At 59.6% G+C, this 16,199-nt stretch carries 15 protein-coding genes; 9 read left to right on the forward strand and 6 right to left on the reverse strand.

The annotated features are described in order from the left end of the window. Positions 1-163: 163 nt before the first annotated feature. Together GSQ91_RS13575 and GSQ91_RS13580 are read left to right on the forward strand one after the other, a co-directional pair. Positions 164-1,276: an aminopeptidase gene (locus GSQ91_RS13575; protein ID WP_158822300.1), complete on the forward strand. Its 1,113-nt coding sequence runs from the start codon at positions 164-166 to the stop codon at positions 1,274-1,276. Positions 1,277-1,315: 39 nt separating this feature from the next. After that, positions 1,316-2,539, forward strand: coding sequence for a hypothetical protein (locus tag GSQ91_RS13580; RefSeq protein WP_158822301.1), 1,224 nt, complete (start codon positions 1,316-1,318; stop codon positions 2,537-2,539). 113 nt (positions 2,540-2,652) lie between these two features. Here the strand turns inward: GSQ91_RS13580 and GSQ91_RS13585 are convergent, their stop codons facing one another. Continuing rightward, positions 2,653-3,162 carry a GNAT family N-acetyltransferase gene (locus GSQ91_RS13585; RefSeq protein ID WP_158822302.1) on the reverse strand — a complete coding sequence of 170 codons (510 nt, stop codon included), beginning with the start codon at positions 3,160-3,162 and terminating at the stop codon, positions 2,653-2,655. Between the two features lie 187 nt (positions 3,163-3,349). Here GSQ91_RS13585 and GSQ91_RS13590 point away from each other — a divergent pair, with 187 nt between their 5' ends. From GSQ91_RS13590 to GSQ91_RS13600, 3 genes are all read left to right on the forward strand, one after another. After that, positions 3,350-3,919, forward strand: a complete 570-nt coding sequence (locus tag GSQ91_RS13590; protein WP_158822303.1) for an RNA polymerase sigma factor — start codon at positions 3,350-3,352, stop codon at positions 3,917-3,919. Positions 3,920-3,929: 10 nt separating this feature from the next. Beyond that, positions 3,930-4,274, forward strand: a complete 345-nt coding sequence (locus GSQ91_RS13595; RefSeq protein ID WP_158822304.1) for a hypothetical protein — start codon at positions 3,930-3,932, stop codon at positions 4,272-4,274. A 326-nt stretch (positions 4,275-4,600) separates the two neighbouring features. After that, the gene (locus GSQ91_RS13600) at positions 4,601-5,671 is read left to right on the forward strand and encodes an IS5 family transposase (RefSeq protein ID WP_158822305.1); all 1,071 of its coding nucleotides are present in this window, start codon (positions 4,601-4,603) and stop codon (positions 5,669-5,671) included. A gap of 259 nt (positions 5,672-5,930) precedes the next feature. Here GSQ91_RS13600 and GSQ91_RS13605 read toward each other — a convergent pair whose 3' ends face one another. Continuing rightward, positions 5,931-7,790: an APC family permease gene (locus GSQ91_RS13605; protein WP_158822306.1), complete on the reverse strand. Its 1,860-nt coding sequence runs from the start codon at positions 7,788-7,790 to the stop codon at positions 5,931-5,933. Between the two features lie 88 nt (positions 7,791-7,878). Here GSQ91_RS13605 and GSQ91_RS25700 point away from each other — a divergent pair, with 88 nt between their 5' ends. Next, complete coding sequence (locus tag GSQ91_RS25700; RefSeq protein ID WP_216845245.1) at positions 7,879-8,067, forward strand: hypothetical protein; 189 nt, start codon at positions 7,879-7,881, stop codon at positions 8,065-8,067. Between the two features lie 18 nt (positions 8,068-8,085). Here the strand turns inward: GSQ91_RS25700 and uvrB are convergent, their stop codons facing one another. Next, complete coding sequence (gene uvrB / locus GSQ91_RS13610; protein WP_158822307.1) at positions 8,086-10,077, reverse strand: excinuclease ABC subunit UvrB; 1,992 nt, start codon at positions 10,075-10,077, stop codon at positions 8,086-8,088. Positions 10,078-10,109: 32 nt separating this feature from the next. On the opposite strand from uvrB, the gene GSQ91_RS13615 reads away from it, so the two are divergent. The 3 genes from GSQ91_RS13615 (at position 10,110) to GSQ91_RS13625 (ending at position 13,597) form a co-directional block, all read left to right on the forward strand. Beyond that, positions 10,110-10,709 (forward strand): histidine phosphatase family protein, encoded by a 600-nt coding sequence (locus GSQ91_RS13615; RefSeq protein ID WP_158822308.1) that lies wholly within the window; start codon positions 10,110-10,112, stop codon positions 10,707-10,709. Then, positions 10,710-11,507: an ABC transporter ATP-binding protein gene (locus GSQ91_RS13620; protein ID WP_158822309.1), complete on the forward strand. Its 798-nt coding sequence runs from the start codon at positions 10,710-10,712 to the stop codon at positions 11,505-11,507. It abuts the gene before it with no gap. Between the two features lie 572 nt (positions 11,508-12,079). Next, a complete protein-coding gene (locus GSQ91_RS13625; protein ID WP_158822310.1) occupies positions 12,080-13,597 on the forward strand; it encodes an FAD-dependent monooxygenase in 1,518 nt (505 codons plus the stop codon). Positions 13,598-13,674: 77 nt separating this feature from the next. On the opposite strand, the gene GSQ91_RS13630 is transcribed toward GSQ91_RS13625, so the two are convergent. From GSQ91_RS13630 to GSQ91_RS13640, 3 genes are all read right to left on the reverse strand, one after another. Then, positions 13,675-14,235, reverse strand: coding sequence for a GNAT family N-acetyltransferase (locus GSQ91_RS13630; RefSeq protein ID WP_158822311.1), 561 nt, complete (start codon positions 14,233-14,235; stop codon positions 13,675-13,677). Then, the gene (gene argH, locus GSQ91_RS13635; RefSeq protein ID WP_158822312.1) at positions 14,228-15,712 is read right to left on the reverse strand and encodes an argininosuccinate lyase; all 1,485 of its coding nucleotides are present in this window, start codon (positions 15,710-15,712) and stop codon (positions 14,228-14,230) included. Before argH ends, GSQ91_RS13630 begins: the two co-directional genes overlap by 8 nt. Before the next feature lie 99 nt (positions 15,713-15,811). Continuing rightward, positions 15,812-16,117, reverse strand: a complete 306-nt coding sequence (locus tag GSQ91_RS13640; RefSeq protein ID WP_158822313.1) for an H-type lectin domain-containing protein — start codon at positions 16,115-16,117, stop codon at positions 15,812-15,814. Positions 16,118-16,199 lie beyond the last annotated feature (82 nt).

Here is a 16,199-nt window from a genome sequence, read left to right on the forward strand (position 1 = left end):
GGTTTCGCGGAGGCCGCCACGAATGCCGTCGCGGCCTCCGCGAGACCTCGGCGGCCTCTGCGTTAGAGATTTTTTCTCGTTGCTGCAAATCTTTTCTTGCGCAGATTAATCGCGCTTAACCGCTCATAGACACGTTATTCTAGTGTTAATGGTGGGTGAAGAGATGAAGACACTGGATCAACTGCAATCAGCCGGGATCGTAGCTGTGCCTGAAACTGCGCCCGTAGCCAAACCCAAAAATGGAACCGACTTGCGCACCGTGGCCTTTCCGGCGGAGTTCGCCGCCGGTGCACGCAATGCGGTCGTTACGTGCCTTAAGATCAAGCCGGATGAGAAGGTCACCCTCATCACGGACGAGTGCTGTCTCGAGATTGCGGCTTCGCTGGCCAGTGAACTCGACCGCACAGGCTGTGCGTGGAACGCCTTTGTACTCGACCAGATTGCGACACGACCGCTTGTGGGTATGCCTGAGGTAGTTCTCGCCGACATGGAGAGCTCGCAGGTCAGCATCTTCGCCGTGCAGGTGCAGCCGAATGAGCTGCGCAGCCGCATGGAGATGACCGACGTCGTAAACCGCCGCCACATGCGCCATGCGCACATGGTGAACATCACTCCCGAGGTGATGGTCGAAGGCATGCGCGCGGACTTCAACGCGGTCGATCGCCTGAGCCAGGTGGTGCTCGACAAGGTGCGCAAAGCGACCTATGTGCGGGCGACGACAACTGCCGGAACCGACATCCGCGCGGAACTCAATCCTGAGTACAAGTGGTTCAAGACCTCCGGCATCATCAGCCCGGAGAAGTGGGGCAACCTGCCTGGGGGTGAGTGCTTTACCGCGCCGGGTGAGGTCAATGGCGTCTTCGTTGTCGATGGCGTCGTCGGTGACTTTCTCTGCGCGCGCTACGGTATTTTGCGCGATACCCCGCTGACGGTGAAGATCAGTGAGAACCGCATCACATCGGTGTCGTGTGCGAACAAGGATCTGGAGCGCGAGTTCTGGAGCTACACTCACACGGACGAGAACTCGGACCGCGTGGGTGAGTTTGCGATCGGCACCAATATTGGTGTCTCGCAGGTGATCGGGAATATTCTGCAGGACGAGAAGTTTCCGGGGATTCACATTGCATTCGGCGATCCCTATGGGGCTCATACCGGAGCGCCGTGGAAGTCGACGACGCACATTGACGTGGTGGGACTTTCGTTCAACATCTGGCTGGGTGGGAGCGACGGAGAAGAGCAGATCATGCGTGAAGGCAAGTTTCTTGTCGCCGCGTAACGAAGCGTAAAAGCCCGCAAAGCCTATTCGGAAAGCCCGATGATCGAGCCTCTTCGCAGTGACTTCAATGCGCGTTTTACGCAGGCTAAGTATGCCGAGCTGTTGCAGCAGCTCAACCTGCGTACACGCACGCAGGTTGAGTTTCGCGTTGCGGAGACGCCGTGTTTTTTCGCGCCGGAGCTGATAGAGCGCATGGTGCGCGCGGGGATCGAGCTGACCTCGCAGCTGTTCGGCAACGTTCACTACATGCAGGAGTCGGCGTCGGCTGTTCCGGAAGCGTATCGCGTGCCCCATGAAGATGCGCACCCGCACTTCATGGCAATCGACTTCGGCCTGGTGCGCGATGAGTGTGGGGAGCTGCAACCGAAGCTGGTGGAGATGCAAGCCTTTCCTTCTGTCTTTGGGTATCAAGCGGAGTTGTCTCAGGCGTATATCGATATCTATGGTCTGGACTCAAATCTGCGCTACTTCCTAAGCGATCTGGACGAAGCGGGCTACTGGTCGTTGCTGCGCGAGACGATTGTCGGTAGGCACGATCCGAAGAACGTTGTGCTCGCTGAGGTCGCGCCGGAGACCCAGAAGACGCTGCCCGACTTTCGCGTGCATGATCAGAGGCTGGGCATCCAGACCGTCGATGTCGCGAGGTTGATCAAGCAAGGCAAGAAGCTCTTCTATCGCGACGGACACACCGGCCAACTGGTTCCGATCGACCGCATCTACAACCGCGTAATCGTGGATGAGATTGAACGGAAGGGAATCACGCTGCCCTTTGACTATCGCGATGACCTGGAGGTGGAGTGGGCGGGGCATCCGAACTGGTACTTCCGGGTGAGCAAGTTCTCCCTTCCGCATCTGGATCATCCGACGGTACCCGCGGCGGTGTTTCTGGACGACTGGTATGCGGGCGTGGGTGCCGACCGCCTGCCGGAGGATCGCAGCCAGTGGGTGTTCAAGCCGCTGTATTCCTTTGCGGGCAAGGGCATTCAGTTTGCGCCGACGGACGCGGACCTGGGGGCTGTGCCTGCTGAAGAGCGGCACAACTATCTGCTGCAGGAGCGCATGCGCTTTGAGTCGGTTATCCAGACTCCCGAAGGCCCGACACAGCCCGAGATCCGTATTCTGTACGTTTGGCCGGACGGAAAGAGCATGGTGCCCATGATCAGTCTTGTGCGGATGGGGCGCGGGCTGATGATGGGGGTCGATCACAACCGCGACCGTACCTGGGTGGGCAGTTCGGCTGGTTTATTTCTTCCGGCAACCTAGTTCAATCAAAAGCCTTGACGCAACGGGCGCAACGGTTCGCAAAGGAGCGCGACGGCATTTGTACTAAGCACTACAGCCGTTGCGTATCGTAGCGAACCGTTGCGCCCGTTGCGTCAAGGCTTTTGCAGCTGTTTTTCGTAGCAGAGAAATCGCAGGCCGGGACGGTGGGCCAGGGTGATTTCGCCTGCGAGGGTGTAGCCGAGTTTGGGGAAGAGGCGCTGGGTGACCTGGTTCTGGGTATTGGTGTCGATGCGCAGCTTTGCGATGCTGCGTTCGCGTGCGACATTCTCGGCCTGCTGCATGAGGGCTGCCGCGATGCCGCGGCCGGAGAACTCCGGGTGTACGGCGATGCGGTGCACAACGATGGCGGGCTCCGTGATGTCCCAGCCCACCTGCGCGTAGCCAGACTCTTGGTCTGTGGTGATGGCGGCCACACCGGCTACAGTGCCGTCGACTTCGGCCACCCAGAGCTGGCCGAGTTGCACGTCCTGCTGGAAGACCTCGGCGTTGGGGTAGATGTCATCCCACTGGAGATTGCCGGCGGCGCGCATAAGGGGAACAACGCCTCGTACAATCTGCATAACGTTCGGGATGTCATCGTTGGTGGCTAGTCGTATCTTCATCTTCACTAGCTTATATAGGGCGAGCCGATCCTGATTGGGCGGATAGATGTGTGGTCTGACAGCTCGTGGCCTGTAATCGGAGCGGGTCCTAAAAATTTCTCAGACTCATACAATATTTCTAAGTCCCATTCGTTAACACTGCATGACCTCGAGTGCGCACTCGTTACATCACTACGAGAGGAGCAGGATGCCCGGCAGAGAGTGGACGGTCGATGAGCAGGACCAGCTCCTTGCAGAGGCATTGAAGCGCGATGAACCACGGCTACGAAGCTTTATTCGCAAGCGCGTACTCGATACTGCGGACGCGGAAGATGTTCTACAGGATGTCTTCTATGAACTGATCGAAGCCTACCGGATGATGAAGCCGGTGGAGCAGGTGACGGCCTGGCTGTATCGGGTGGCGCGCAATCGCATTACGGATCTGTTTCGCAGGCAGAAGGCCGTATCGTTGAACGACCCTGTTGCTGACGGCGACGAATCTTTGGCCTTTGAGGACTTGCTGCCAACACCCGATGCCGGACCGGATGCGATCTATGCCCGCAACCTGCTGCTGGAGGCTCTCGAAGAGGCAATCGACGAGCTTCCCGCGAATCAGCGTGACGTGTTCGTGGCGCACGAATTGCAGGGACGCAGCTTCAAGGAGTTGTCGGAAGAGACGGGCGTGAGTGTGAACACTCTGCTTTCGCGGAAGCGCTATGCCGTGCTGCATCTGCGGCAGCGACTGCAGGAAATGGACGAAAGATTTGGAACGAAGTGAGGTGCGAGCGATGAAGGCATGGAAGATTTTGAAGATTCTGGTGATGGTTGTGCTGATATGCACAGTCGCCGGGTTTGTGGTGATGCACCTATGGAACTGGCTTATGCCCAGCATCTTTGGGCTGCGGGCGATTACCTTCGCCCAGGCCATTGGACTGTTGATTCTCAGCAAGCTGTTGCTGGGTGGGTTCCATCGGCATTCAGGTGGCCGCAACGGATGGAAGCGGCACATGAAGGATCGCTGGGAGAAGATGACGCCCGAGGATCGCGAGCGGTTTCGCTCTGGCATGCGTGGGCGCGATTGGTGCCGGTTTGACAGCTCGGATGTGACGGGTGCGGAACAAAGTGCGCGTTAGGCGCGTAAAGGATCGTAATGATTGTGAGCAGCATGAAGCTGGAGTTTTCGGATGCCAGTTGGGCTTTGCCTAGCAGGCCGAGTGAAAGTGTACGACGGATATTCGATCGCGTGGTTGGACGCGATGAGGTAAGGGCTATGGAGAATGTAGTGGAGCGGATGTCGTTAGCAGAGTTGTTGTATTACGTGCTGTTGGGTGAGGGCGCGTAGTTCCTGGGAGTAGCAGCGGCCTTTAGGCCGCGGAAACAGAGCAAATATTTCCTGGGCTGAAGAGGGTGCTGAAAAAGTCTCTAGGTTTTAAACAGGGTGATTTGGTAGGAAGGAGTCATGCGTGGAGACGAGCAGTGTCAGGAAGAGATGTTCAGCTACAGGAGCCTGAGTCAGCGAGTGCCGTTGGATCATCCATTGCGGCGAGTGCGAGCGATGGCCGATGAGGTGATGGGGAGCCTGGAGACGCGATTTGAGGGAATGTATTCGCGGATGGGGCGTCCGTCTGTTCCGCCGGAGCAGCTGTTGCGAGCGCTTCTTTTGCAGATGCTGTACTCGGTGCGCAGCGAGCGGATGCTGGTGGAGCAGCTGGAGTACAACCTGTTGTTCCGCTGGTTCGTGGGTCTGGGCATGAACGACCGCGTGTGGGACGCAACCAGCTTCACCAAGAACCGGGAGCGGTTGTTGTCGGGTGAAGTGGCACAGGTGTTCTTCTCTGCGGTGGTGGCGTCGGCGCGGCAGCTGCGGATGTTGTCCGATGAGCACTTCACGGTGGACGGCACGCTGATCGAGGCGTGGGCTTCGGAGAAGAGCTATCAGCCCAAGGCTGGACCTCGGCCGCCGAAGGGGAAGGGCTCAGGCCATGGTGGCAGCGTGTTGAAGTCTGACACCCACGAGTCGAAGACCGATCCGGAGGCGCGGCTGTATCGCAAGGGTATGGGGATGGGCTACCGTCTGCGGCACATGGCGCATGTGGTGAGCGAGAACGAGCATGGGCTGGTGGTGGCCACCGAGGTCACAACCTGTTCTCCCGCCCAGGAGCGGGTGGCCGCTGTGCGGATGATGCGGCGGCTGAAGCAGACGATGAAGCCGAAGATCGTGGCTGCCGACAAGGGCTACCACGAGCAGGACTTCGTAGGCGCGATGCGACAGATGGGAGTGGAGGCTCATGTGCCGAGATACAGGTGCAAACGGCCTTGCCTGGTCGATCCAGCGCTCTATGAACAACCTGAGTACGCCGTGAGCCAGAAGAAGCGGAAGTGGGTGGAGCGCTTCTTCGCATGGCTCAAGACCACCGCGAACCTGAGCAAGACGCGCCACCGAGGTCACCGCAAGCTGCACTGGAACTTCACCCTCGCCGCTGCCGCTTACAACCTCGTACGCATGGCCAATCTCACCGCGGTCAGCTGAGCTCCAACCGCACCAAACACCGCTCTCGAAAACACCCAAGCGGCAAACTCAGCAAAAATAACCCTCAAATCCTCAACCCCAAAAAGCCGTCAGCCATCTTCGATAAAGAAAAAGCCACTTCTTCAGCACCCTCTAAAGCCCCGGGCTTTTCGCCACTATAGGCAAGAGTCCCAGGGCTAAAGCCCTTTCTGGTTGGACCTTGTTTCCGCGGCCTAAAGGCCGCTGCTACTCCGAAGAGCAACAACAAAGGCAATACCCGCTACAGATACCAAGGGATATTGATCACCATGATCCGCTGATTGCCACGAAGGAGTAGCAGCAGCTTGAGCAGTTGCGAGCGCTGGTTGTGGAGGGGTGTCTGCCACCAGTTCTTGACGACCAGTTCAGGAATCAGGACGGCGATCTGGCGTTCCGGGTGGTTGCGCTCGAGCTGGAGAATGTGGTCGACCAGCGGAAGCAGGACGAAGCGGTAAGGCGATTCGACGAAGACGAGTTCGGGGACGATGTGTCCGGCGCTGCGAAGCGGAAGAGCGACATCGCGCTCCCACAGTTCGGCGACCTGCTCGCGGCAGTCCTCGGCATCGACATGCACGGCCTCAACGTGGTCGCTTAGTTTCAGGGCAAAGCGCAGGCCCTTTTCAGAGATGCGGGTCCAGCCATCGAGCGGAAGAACGACGAACGGATGGGCAAGGTTGTCGATATTGAGCGGCCTATCGATGGCGATCTCGCTGCGGACGCTGCTGTAATGGCGCTTGATGGAGACCATCAGCAGGATGAGCGCGGGGACGAGTAAGGCCGTGATCCATGCGCCATCCTTGAACTTGGCCACCAGTACCACGATGAGCGTGATGCCGGTGGCGAAGGCCCCGATGCCGTTTACGATCATGCGGTGGAGGTGATTGCCGGGCTGACGCTTCCAGTGGACGACCATGCCGGCCTGCGAGAGTGTGAAGGCCAGGAACGCACCGATGGCGAAGAGCGGAATGAGGCGGTCGGTGACACCTCCGAAGACGATCAGCAAGGCGGCGGTAAAGCCGACCAGCGCGACGATGCCGTGGGAGTAGAGCAGGCGGCGGCCCCGGATCTGGAAGACGTGCGGAAGATAGTCGCGCTGGGCGATGGCGCGGGTGAGGCGAGGGAAGTCGGCGAAGGAGGTGTTGGCCGAGAGCGCCAGCACGGCGAGAATGGAGCCGATGCTGACGTAGTAGAACCAGCCTCGTCCCATGACGGCGGATATGAGTTGCGAAAGAATGCTTTGGTAGCCTGCGCCAGTAGGATCGGTAGCGCCGATGTTGTAAGCGCGGCAGAGAAGAGCGATGCCTGCGAGGAAGATCATCAGCAGAACGATGATGATGGTCAGGGTGCGCTTTGCATTTTTCTGGATGGGCTCGCGAAAGGCGACGACGCCGTTGGAGACGGCCTCGACGCCGGTCATGGCGGTGCAGCCGCTGGCGAAGACCTTGAGGATGAGCCAGAGCGAGATCATCGAGGTAGCTGCAGGAAGGTGTGGCGGCACGATGACCGGCACGGGGTGGCCGTGGGCCGTGATCGCACGGAACGCGCCCACGCCGATGACCAGCAAAAGAGTCCCGAGGAAGAGATAGGTGGGGATGAGGAAAGCTGCTCCGGCGTCCTTAGTGCCGCGCATGTTGATGAGCGTGAGCAGGGCAAGGATGACGAGGCAGAGAGCGAGCGTGTGGGGCTGGAGTTTGGGGAAGGCCGAGACCAGCGCGCCGACTCCGGCGGAGATGCCGACCGCCGCGTTGAGGATGTAGTCGATCATCAGCGCCGCAGCGGCGAACAGGCCGGCCGTTTCGCCCAGGTTTTCAGAGGCCACGGTATAGCTGCCACCACCGTGGGGATACGCATCGATCGTTTGGCAGTAGGAGAAGAAGACGATGGCCAGCAACGCGATGATGGCGAGGCTGATCGGAACGATGTGGGCGATGCCCGCCATGCCGAGCGGGATGAGCAAAGTGAGTGCGGCCTCAGGGCCATAGGCGGCGGAACTGAGGGCATCCAGGCCGAAGACAGGGATGCCGGCAATAGGGCCGATACACTCAGCGCGCTCCTCAGAAGAGGCGAGAGGTTTGCCCATCAGGAAACCTAAAAACGACATCTACCACCCCGCCAGACCAGGATGCGGCTACGTTCGATCCGCACCCAAGAATAGTGGAGCGGGGGTCAAGAAGCTATAAAGATTGGTGGTGGCGATTAGTGACGCGGCAGCGATGAAAGGTGCTTTTGTTTTTCTAGTTGTCATTCCCGCAGGGAATCTGCTTCTTGCTCGCTGCCGCAAATGCCGTACCGGGGCCATCTGTAAGCAGATTCCCTGCGGGAATGACAACCAGAAAAACAACGGCAAAAAACAAAAATGCCGTCACTTTTTGACCTAATCGGCGGCACTACCCGGTTTACGTGAACAAGAACTCTTTCGTACGAAGCTCCTTGACCGTATCGCGCAGCTTGGCCGCTTTCTCGAACTCGAACTTCTTTGCCGCTTCGCGCATCTCGGTTTCGAGCTTGGAGATGTAGGTGTCGAGTTCGGCCTGATTGGCGATGTCGGGCATGCCGGTCTGGTCTTCTTCGGTGAGGTCGGCATAGTCGGCCTTGAGTACAGTTGCCAGCGAGTCGTTGATGGCGCGGATGACAGTCTGCGGCGTGATGCCGTGCTCCTCGTTATAGGCCTCCTGCTTTTCGCGGCGGCGGTCGGTCTCGTCGATGGCGCGGCGCATGGAGTCGGTCATCTTGTCTGCGTACAAAATCGCACGACCTTCAAGATGCCGCGCAGCACGTCCGATGGTCTGGATCAATGAACCTTGCGAGCGGAGGAAGCCTTCCTTGTCTGCATCCAATATGGCGACAAGCGACACCTCTGGTAGATCCAAGCCTTCGCGCAGTAGGTTGATGCCGATAAGCACGTCGTACTCACCTTTGCGCAAATCACGCAGCAGCTTGATGCGTTCGAGTGTCTCGATCTCGGAGTGCATGTAGCGGCAGCGCACGCCGACTTCGGTGTAGTAGTTGGCGAGGTCTTCGGCCATGCGTTTGGTGAGCGTGGTAACGAGCACGCGCTGGTTGTTCGCTGCGCGGTCACGAATCTCTGCCAGCAGATCGTCGATCTGTCCTTTGACGGGACGAATCTCAATCTGAGGATCGACAAGGCCCGTGGGTCGAATGATCTGTTCCACGACAACACCGGCGGACTTGGTCAACTCATACGGGCCGGGAGTGGCGGAGACATAGACAATCTGTCCGGTGCGAGTCTCGAACTCCTCAAAGCGCAGGGGACGATTATCCATCGCAGAGGGCAGGCGGAAGCCGTAGTCGACGAGGTTCTGCTTGCGCGAGCGGTCGCCGTGCCACATGCCGTGAAGCTGTGGCACCGTGACGTGCGACTCGTCGATGAAGATCAGGAAGTCGCGAGGGAAGTAGTCGAGCAGCGTCGGCGGCGGCTCGCCCGGAAGCCGCCCGGAGAAGTGCCGCGAGTAGTTCTCAATGCCGTGGCAGAAGCCGACGGACTTGATCATCTCCAGATCGAAGCGTGTGCGCTGGTGGATTCGCTGCGACTCGACCAGGCGGCCCTCTTTTTCGAGTTGCGCCTCCCAGTCCGCGAGCTCCGCGAGGATATTGGTGACGGCTGTGTTCTTGCGCTCCGGGGCGACGACGTAGTGTGACTTGGGATAGATGGGCAGTCGCGAGTACTTCTGCCGGACCGTACCGAAGAGGGGGTCGATTTGGGAGAGACTGTCGATCTCATCGCCGAAGAGCTCGATACGGAAGGCGTTCTCGTCGTAGGTCGGATAGACCTCGATCACATCTCCGCGCACCCGGAACGTTCCGCGGCGGAAGTCGACGTCGTTGCGTTCGTAGAGGATCTCGACCAGGCGACGTGTGATGTCCTGGCGTTTGATCTTCTGGCCCTTTTCGAGCAGCAGCAGCATGCCGTAGTAGGCCTCCGGCGAGCCGAGGCCGTAGATGCACGAGACCGAGCTGACGATGATCGCATCGCGGCGCTCGAAGAGGCTGCGCGTGGCCGAGAGCCGCAGCTTGTCGAGCTCGTCGTTGATCGTCGACTCCTTCTCGATGTACAGATCTCCGGCGGGGATGTAGGCCTCAGGCTGGTAGTAGTCGTAATAGGAGACGAAGTACTCGACGGCGTTGTTGGGGAAGAACTGTTTGAACTCGTGGTAGAGCTGCGCGGCGAGCGTCTTGTTGTGCGCGAGGATGAGCGCCGGACGGTTCAGCTCCTGGATGACCTTGGCCATGGTGAAGGTCTTGCCCGAGCCCGTGACTCCGAGGAGCACCTGGTCTTTTTCTCCGGCGTTGAGGCCGCTTACCAGTTCGGAGATCGCCCTCGGTTGGTCGCCCTGCGGCTTGTAGTCGGTTACGAGCTGGAAGTCCATCCCTGTAGGATAAGGCAAGGGGGTGACGAAAGATGTCAGTAGAGAAAACCGAACTATGGCTCGTGCGGCACGGCGAAACCGAGTGGAGCCTGGATGGCAGGCATACCAGCTGGACGGACATACCCTTGACCGATCACGGACGCCAGCGCGCCGTTGAGCTGAAAGAGTTTCTGGCGGGTAAGAAGTTTGCGGCCGTGTTTGTCAGCCCTCGGCAGCGGGCGCGCGAGACCTGCGAAATTGCCGGCTACGGCGATGTGGCCGTGATCGAAGACGGCCTGCAGGAGTGGAACTACGGCGAGAGCGAAGGCAAGACCACGGCCCAGATGCGTGCCCTCCATGGGCCGACCTGGAGCGTTTGGACTGATCCGATCATTGGTGGAGAATCGGTTGAAGCGGTTGGCGACCGGGCCGATGGCGTGATTGCCAAGTCCCTGGCGGCCGCACCGGAGGGAGGCGCCGTGGCGCTGTTTGCCCATGCCCATATTTTGCGGATTCTGGCCGCGCGATGGATTGGCCTGCCTGCTGTTGGCGGCAAGCTGTTCGCGCTGGGGACGGGTAGCGTCAGCGTATTAGGGCACGAGCGCGAGACGCGTGTGATTTCGAAGTGGAACCGTGGATTTGAGAACGAGTAAATGTCAGCTACGAACGATCCGATCATCCGTCTAGAGCATGTCAATGTGGCTCGGGGAAACAACATTGTGCTGCACGATCTCAGTCTTACGGTGCGTGCAGGAGAGCATCTCGCCATCCTGGGGCCGAATGGCTGTGGCAAGTCCACGCTGCTGAAGACAGTGACCTGTGAGCTTTATCCCATCGTCAGACCGGAGACACGTGTAAACATCATGGGTCGCCTGCGCTGGGATCTCACGGAGCTGAAGCGGCGTATGGGCGTTGTTGCCGCCGAGCTTCCGGGAAGACAGACGCTTACAACCACTGGCTTCGATGCGATTCTTACCGGCTTTTTCTCCAGCTCCACGTTATGGCCCAACCTCCATGTGACGGATGCCATGCGGGAGCGCGCGGAGGTGATCCTGCAACAGGTAGGGGCGGAGAACCTGCGCGAGAAGCCTGTTGGAGAGATGTCGGCAGGGCAGCAGCGGCGCATCATGATCGGCAGGGCGATGGCCGGCACCCGTGGCGAGGTCCAGATGCTGCTGCTGGATGAGCCTTCGAACGCGCTGGACCTCGCGGCCCAGCGAGACCTTCGCGAGATGCTGCGCAAGCTGGCCCAGCAGGGTGTCGCAATTCTGCTGATCACGCATCACATCGCGGACATTCTGCCGGAGATCGATCGCATTGTGATGATGCGCGATGGGCGCATCGTTGCCGACGGTACGAAGAGTGAGTTGCTCACCCCAGGACGGCTTAGTGAGCTGTTCGGTGGCGACATTCAGATGACCGAACGCGATGGGTATTGGAACGCCTGGTAGAGGCTGCTGCAAGCCCAATGCGTTCTTACCCATAGGCAGGAGTAATTTCTCCATATGTGTGAGGTCTCCTGCCTTTCTTTCCAATTTCTCCCCCAATACTGTCATTTCGACCGACCAACGGGAGCGGAGAAACCCCTTGATGCAGAGCGTGATGCAAATGTTTGTGGCGCGCTTTGCGTCTAGAAACCCCTGTATTTAAATGCCTCCAAGGGCACGCTTGTCTACTGCAAGAACAGCTTTGTGGCTGACGGCAGGCGATAGGATGACGGGTGTCTTTGACTTCTTTGTCGGTACGGGAATCCGTGAATACAGGGGTTTCTCCGCTCCCGTTGGTCGGTCGAAATGACAGATTTTTGGGGAAAGAACGGCTGTTATGAGGGCGGCTTCATTGCCAGACGGTTGTAGGGCTAGCTTGCGCTGTCGCTTCGCAAAGAGCTCATCCGTCCACCCCGGAAAAGCAAAAAAGGAGAGCAATTTCCTCTCCCCACTATTAAGGTATAGCGCACCAGGGGGCTTGCGGCAAGCCCCGGATCATGCCGTAGAGTCGGACCTTCAGGAATGGGAGGAACGGCATGAGTGTGTTGTTGACGAAGCAGGAACATGAGGTCGTGATTGCTGGCGGTGGTCCGACGGGACTGATGCTGGCGGGAGAGCTTGCATTGGCGGGCATCGACGTCGCCATCGTCGAGCGGCGCCCCAACCAGGAGCTTGCCGGTTCGCGTGCTGGCGGTCTGAGCTCACGCACTCTCGAGGTTTTCGATCAGCGCGGAATCGTGGACCGGTTCCTCGCGGAAGGACAAATAGCCCAGGTCACGGGATTCGCGGTTACGCGTTTAGACATCAGCGATTTTCCGACCCGGCACAACTACGGGCTGGCGCTGAGGCAGAAGCATATTGAGCGCATTCTCACTGGGTGGGTCAGCGAACTGGAGGTGCCGATCTATCGCAGCCGTGAGCTAACCTCTTTCGCGCAGGACGACACTGGTGTCACTGTCGAACTGTCCGATGGTGCGTCGCTGCGGGCAAGCTATCTCGTCGGGTGCGATGGCGGCCGCAGTCTGGTCCGCAAAGCTGCTGGCATTGAGTTTCCAGGATGGGATGCGACGACCAGCAGCATTCTTGCCGAGGCCGAGATGACGGAGGAGCCGCCATTAGGCGTCCATCGAACAGCACTTGGTACCCATGCCTTTGGCAGGGAGAAGTACGAAATTCGCGACGGCAAGATCATCTTTGCCAAGGAAGGTCCCATAGGCATCATGGTGACTGAAAAGAATGTCGGCGCCACGACCGAGCCCACGCTGAGCGATCTCAGCGAAGCTCTCGTCGCCGCCTGTGGAACAGATTACGGAATCCATCATCTAACTTGGATTTCCAGGTTCACCGACATGTCGCGGCAGGCGGCGGCCTATCGCAAGGGCCGGGTTTTCCTGGCTGGAGATGCCGCGCATATGCATTCTCCCGTGGGCGGACAAGGCCTCAATACGGGTGTGCAGGATGCCGTGAATCTGGGTTGGAAGTTGGCCCAGGTGGTGAAGGGAACATCGCCTGAAGGCTTGCTCGATACGTATCACTTAGAGCGGCATCCGGTTGCGGCCCGCGTGTTGCGCACGACAATGGCCCAGGTCGCCTTGCAACGTACGGATGATCGCACTGAACCCTTGCGTGAAATCGTATTGGAGCTCCTTGGCATGGAGGAGCCTCGCAAACGGATCGCTGCCGAGATGTCCGGTCTGGGCATTAATTACGACCTCGGTGCGGGACATCCGCTGCTCGGACGCCGCATGCCCGATCTCGACCTGGTCACAGTTGACGGCCCGTTGCGCGTCTTCACCTTGCTCCACGGTGCCCGGCCGGTGCTGCTCAATTTCGGCAAGCCCGGTGACTTGGACATCGCTGCGTGGGGAGATCGGGTTCCGTTGGTCCACGCCAGATACGCGGGTACATGGGAGCTTCCGGCACTTGGTCCGGTCGCTGCTCCTGCTGCGGTGCTGATTCGTCCTGACGGCTATGTTGCCTGGGTTGGAGAGGGAACCCAGCAGGGGCTCGCCGAGGCTCTAACCATTTGGTTTGGACCACCTGCTGCGGCGTAGCGAGCGGTTTCCAGGATCGTCCTCCAGACTTGTCTCAGAGACAACAGAGACAGGTCTGGGGACGCGGTGTTCCTGAGTTATCGTCCAGTGCCTGTCGATGTCAGTTGCAGCGTGACTAATTCAGGTCGCTGCAGTTTGCTCGGGCCGAGCACGGCAACCTTCGGCAAGGGGCCACGCACCATCGCGACTTCGTCGCAGGCATAGAGGCGTGGACAGGTCTGGCAGTCCTTGTAGATCTTGTCCGGCATCGCCGTACGGTCGGCCACGCGGAAGCCGTAGTGATCGAAGAACTCCGGAATGCGCGTGAACAGGCAGACCGACATCACTTCGTGATCCGCGGCCTCTTCGATCAGCGCCTTGAGAAGAAGCCCACCTGCTCCGAGGCCTTTGGCCTCAGGTTTCACCACGATGGAGCGTACTTCGGCGAGATGCGGCCCGTAAAGATGCAGCGCGCCACAGCCGAGGAACTCGGTGCCTTCTTCACCGTCGCGCTCGGCGATGGTGAAGTCGCGAATGTTCTCGCAGATCTCCGCGTAGCTGCGGCGCAGGAGTGTGCCGTCGCCGGAGAGCGAGTTCACGAGATCGAAGACGTTGCGAGCATCCTGTACATGCGCCTTGTGGACGCGAATCTCAGCCATGCGCAGCCTCCGCAGGAGGAAGAGCTGCTACACGCCGCTTGGCTTCGGAGAGCGCTTGCGCAACGCGCGAGGTTGCGGTGCCTCCGGTGACATCGTGGCAGTCAAGCGTGGCGCGCAGCGAGATGGCTGCATAGAAGTCTTCGGCGAAGTGCTCGCTGAGGGCCTGCAGCTCCGCGAGCGGCAGGGCGTTGAGCTCAAGGCCTTTGTCGAGCCCCAGACGTACGGCGTTGCCGATGATCTCGTGGGCCTTGCGAAAGGGCACTCCCTTGTTGGAGAGGTAGGTTGCTGCCGCCATTGCATTAAGATAGCCCGTCTGTGCGGCGGACTCCATGCGCTCGAAGCGAAACTTGAGCGAGCGGGTGAAGCCGGGCAGCACACTGAGCAGGCCGCGGAGCGTGTCGGCGACGTCGAAGATCTGCTCCTGGCCTTCCTGCAAGTCCTTGTTGTAGGCAAGGGGCAGTCCCTTGATGAGCGTGGCGAGCGAGGTCGCTGCGCCCAACAGTCGCGCGGACTTGCCGCGAGCTAGCTCAGTGAGATCGGGGTTCTTTTTCTGCGGCATCGCCGAGGAGCCAGTGGAGTACGCCTCAGGTAGATCGACGAAGCCGAACTCGGCGGTGGCGTAGAGCGTGAGCTCTTCCGCAAAGCGCGAGATGTGGATGCCGAGCGTCGACGCGGCCTGTGCGAAGTCGAGCATGAAGTCGCGGTCGCTGGTGGCGTCCATGCTGTTGGGCGTCGGAGCGGTGAAGCCGAGTGCCTTTGCGGCGATGCTGCGATCGAGTGCCAGCGTGGCACCGGCGACGGCGCCGGAGCCGAGTGGGCAGAAGTTCATGCGGGTGCGGGCATCGGTGAAGCGTGAGAAGTCGCGCTCAAGCATGCTGACGTAGGCCAGCAGCCAATGCGCTACGAGTACGGGCTCGGCGCGCTGGAGATGGGTGTAGCTCGGCATGACAGCGGTGCCGGAGGTTTCGGCAAGGGTGAGAAGAGCGGCAAGCCACGCCTGTAGTCCGGCGAGCGTCGCGTCGATGGCATCGCGCACGAACAGGCGCATGTCGGTGGCGATCTGCTCGTTGCGGCTGCGGCCGGTGTGGAGCTTGAGTGCGAGCCCGCCGACCTCGCGGGTGAGCTCGAGTTCCACGTAGTGGTGGATGTCCTCGGCCTGCGGGGCGCTGGCAACGATGGCCGCACCAACCTGCTGGGTCGAGGTCTCGTAGTCGGGTTCGCCGGAGGTGGCGGAGATGCGGTGGGCCCAGTTGGAGGTGCGCAGGCCTACGGCTTCCAGGCCGCGCAGCATCTTTTCGAGCTCTTCCGGCGTGAGGATGCTGGCTGCTGCGATGGTGTGCGCGTGCGCCTGGCTTGCAGCTACTTCTTGCGGGAGCAGGCGCCAGTCGAAAGGGAAGCTGCGCTGCCACTGTTCGAAGGTGCGGTCGAGTGGTTCGCGGAAGCGGCCGGACCACATCTTGGGGGATTCGTTAGACATTCTTCCTCGGTTCTACAAAATACAAGAAACTTTGAACGCGGAATACGCGAAGGTTAAGCGTAGCAGTAAGACTGCTGGACGATGCATGGTGCATCCGGTTTATGCGTCGGTGGCGAGCCATTGGAATTTGAGCATGATGCCGGCGTTTTCGGCGGTGACCGTGCAAACGAGGTCGAAGCCGGAGGGAGTGATATTTTCCGCTTCGGCGCCGAACGAGAGGCTCTCCTGCCGTGTATAGATCCCTGCGATGCCGACGGAGACTACTGGAGTCGAGTTAAAAGGCTGCGGGAACGTGATGGGCAAGTGCACTGACTTGCGGCTGGTGAGTTCGCTCCAACGGAAGTGGAGCGCTTCCTTGACTGAAACGTCCGTGAAGTTGATCGATTTTGTGCCAGTCTGGGTCATGTTTGGTTAAGAAGACAGGCCGGGATTAAAGCCACAGTTTTAACTTTGTGAGACCCGAAGCTTCAAACGATCGGTGATGCAT

The organism is Granulicella sp. S156 (genome assembly GCF_009766105.1).
GTDB lineage: Bacteria > Acidobacteriota > Terriglobia > Terriglobales > Acidobacteriaceae > Granulicella.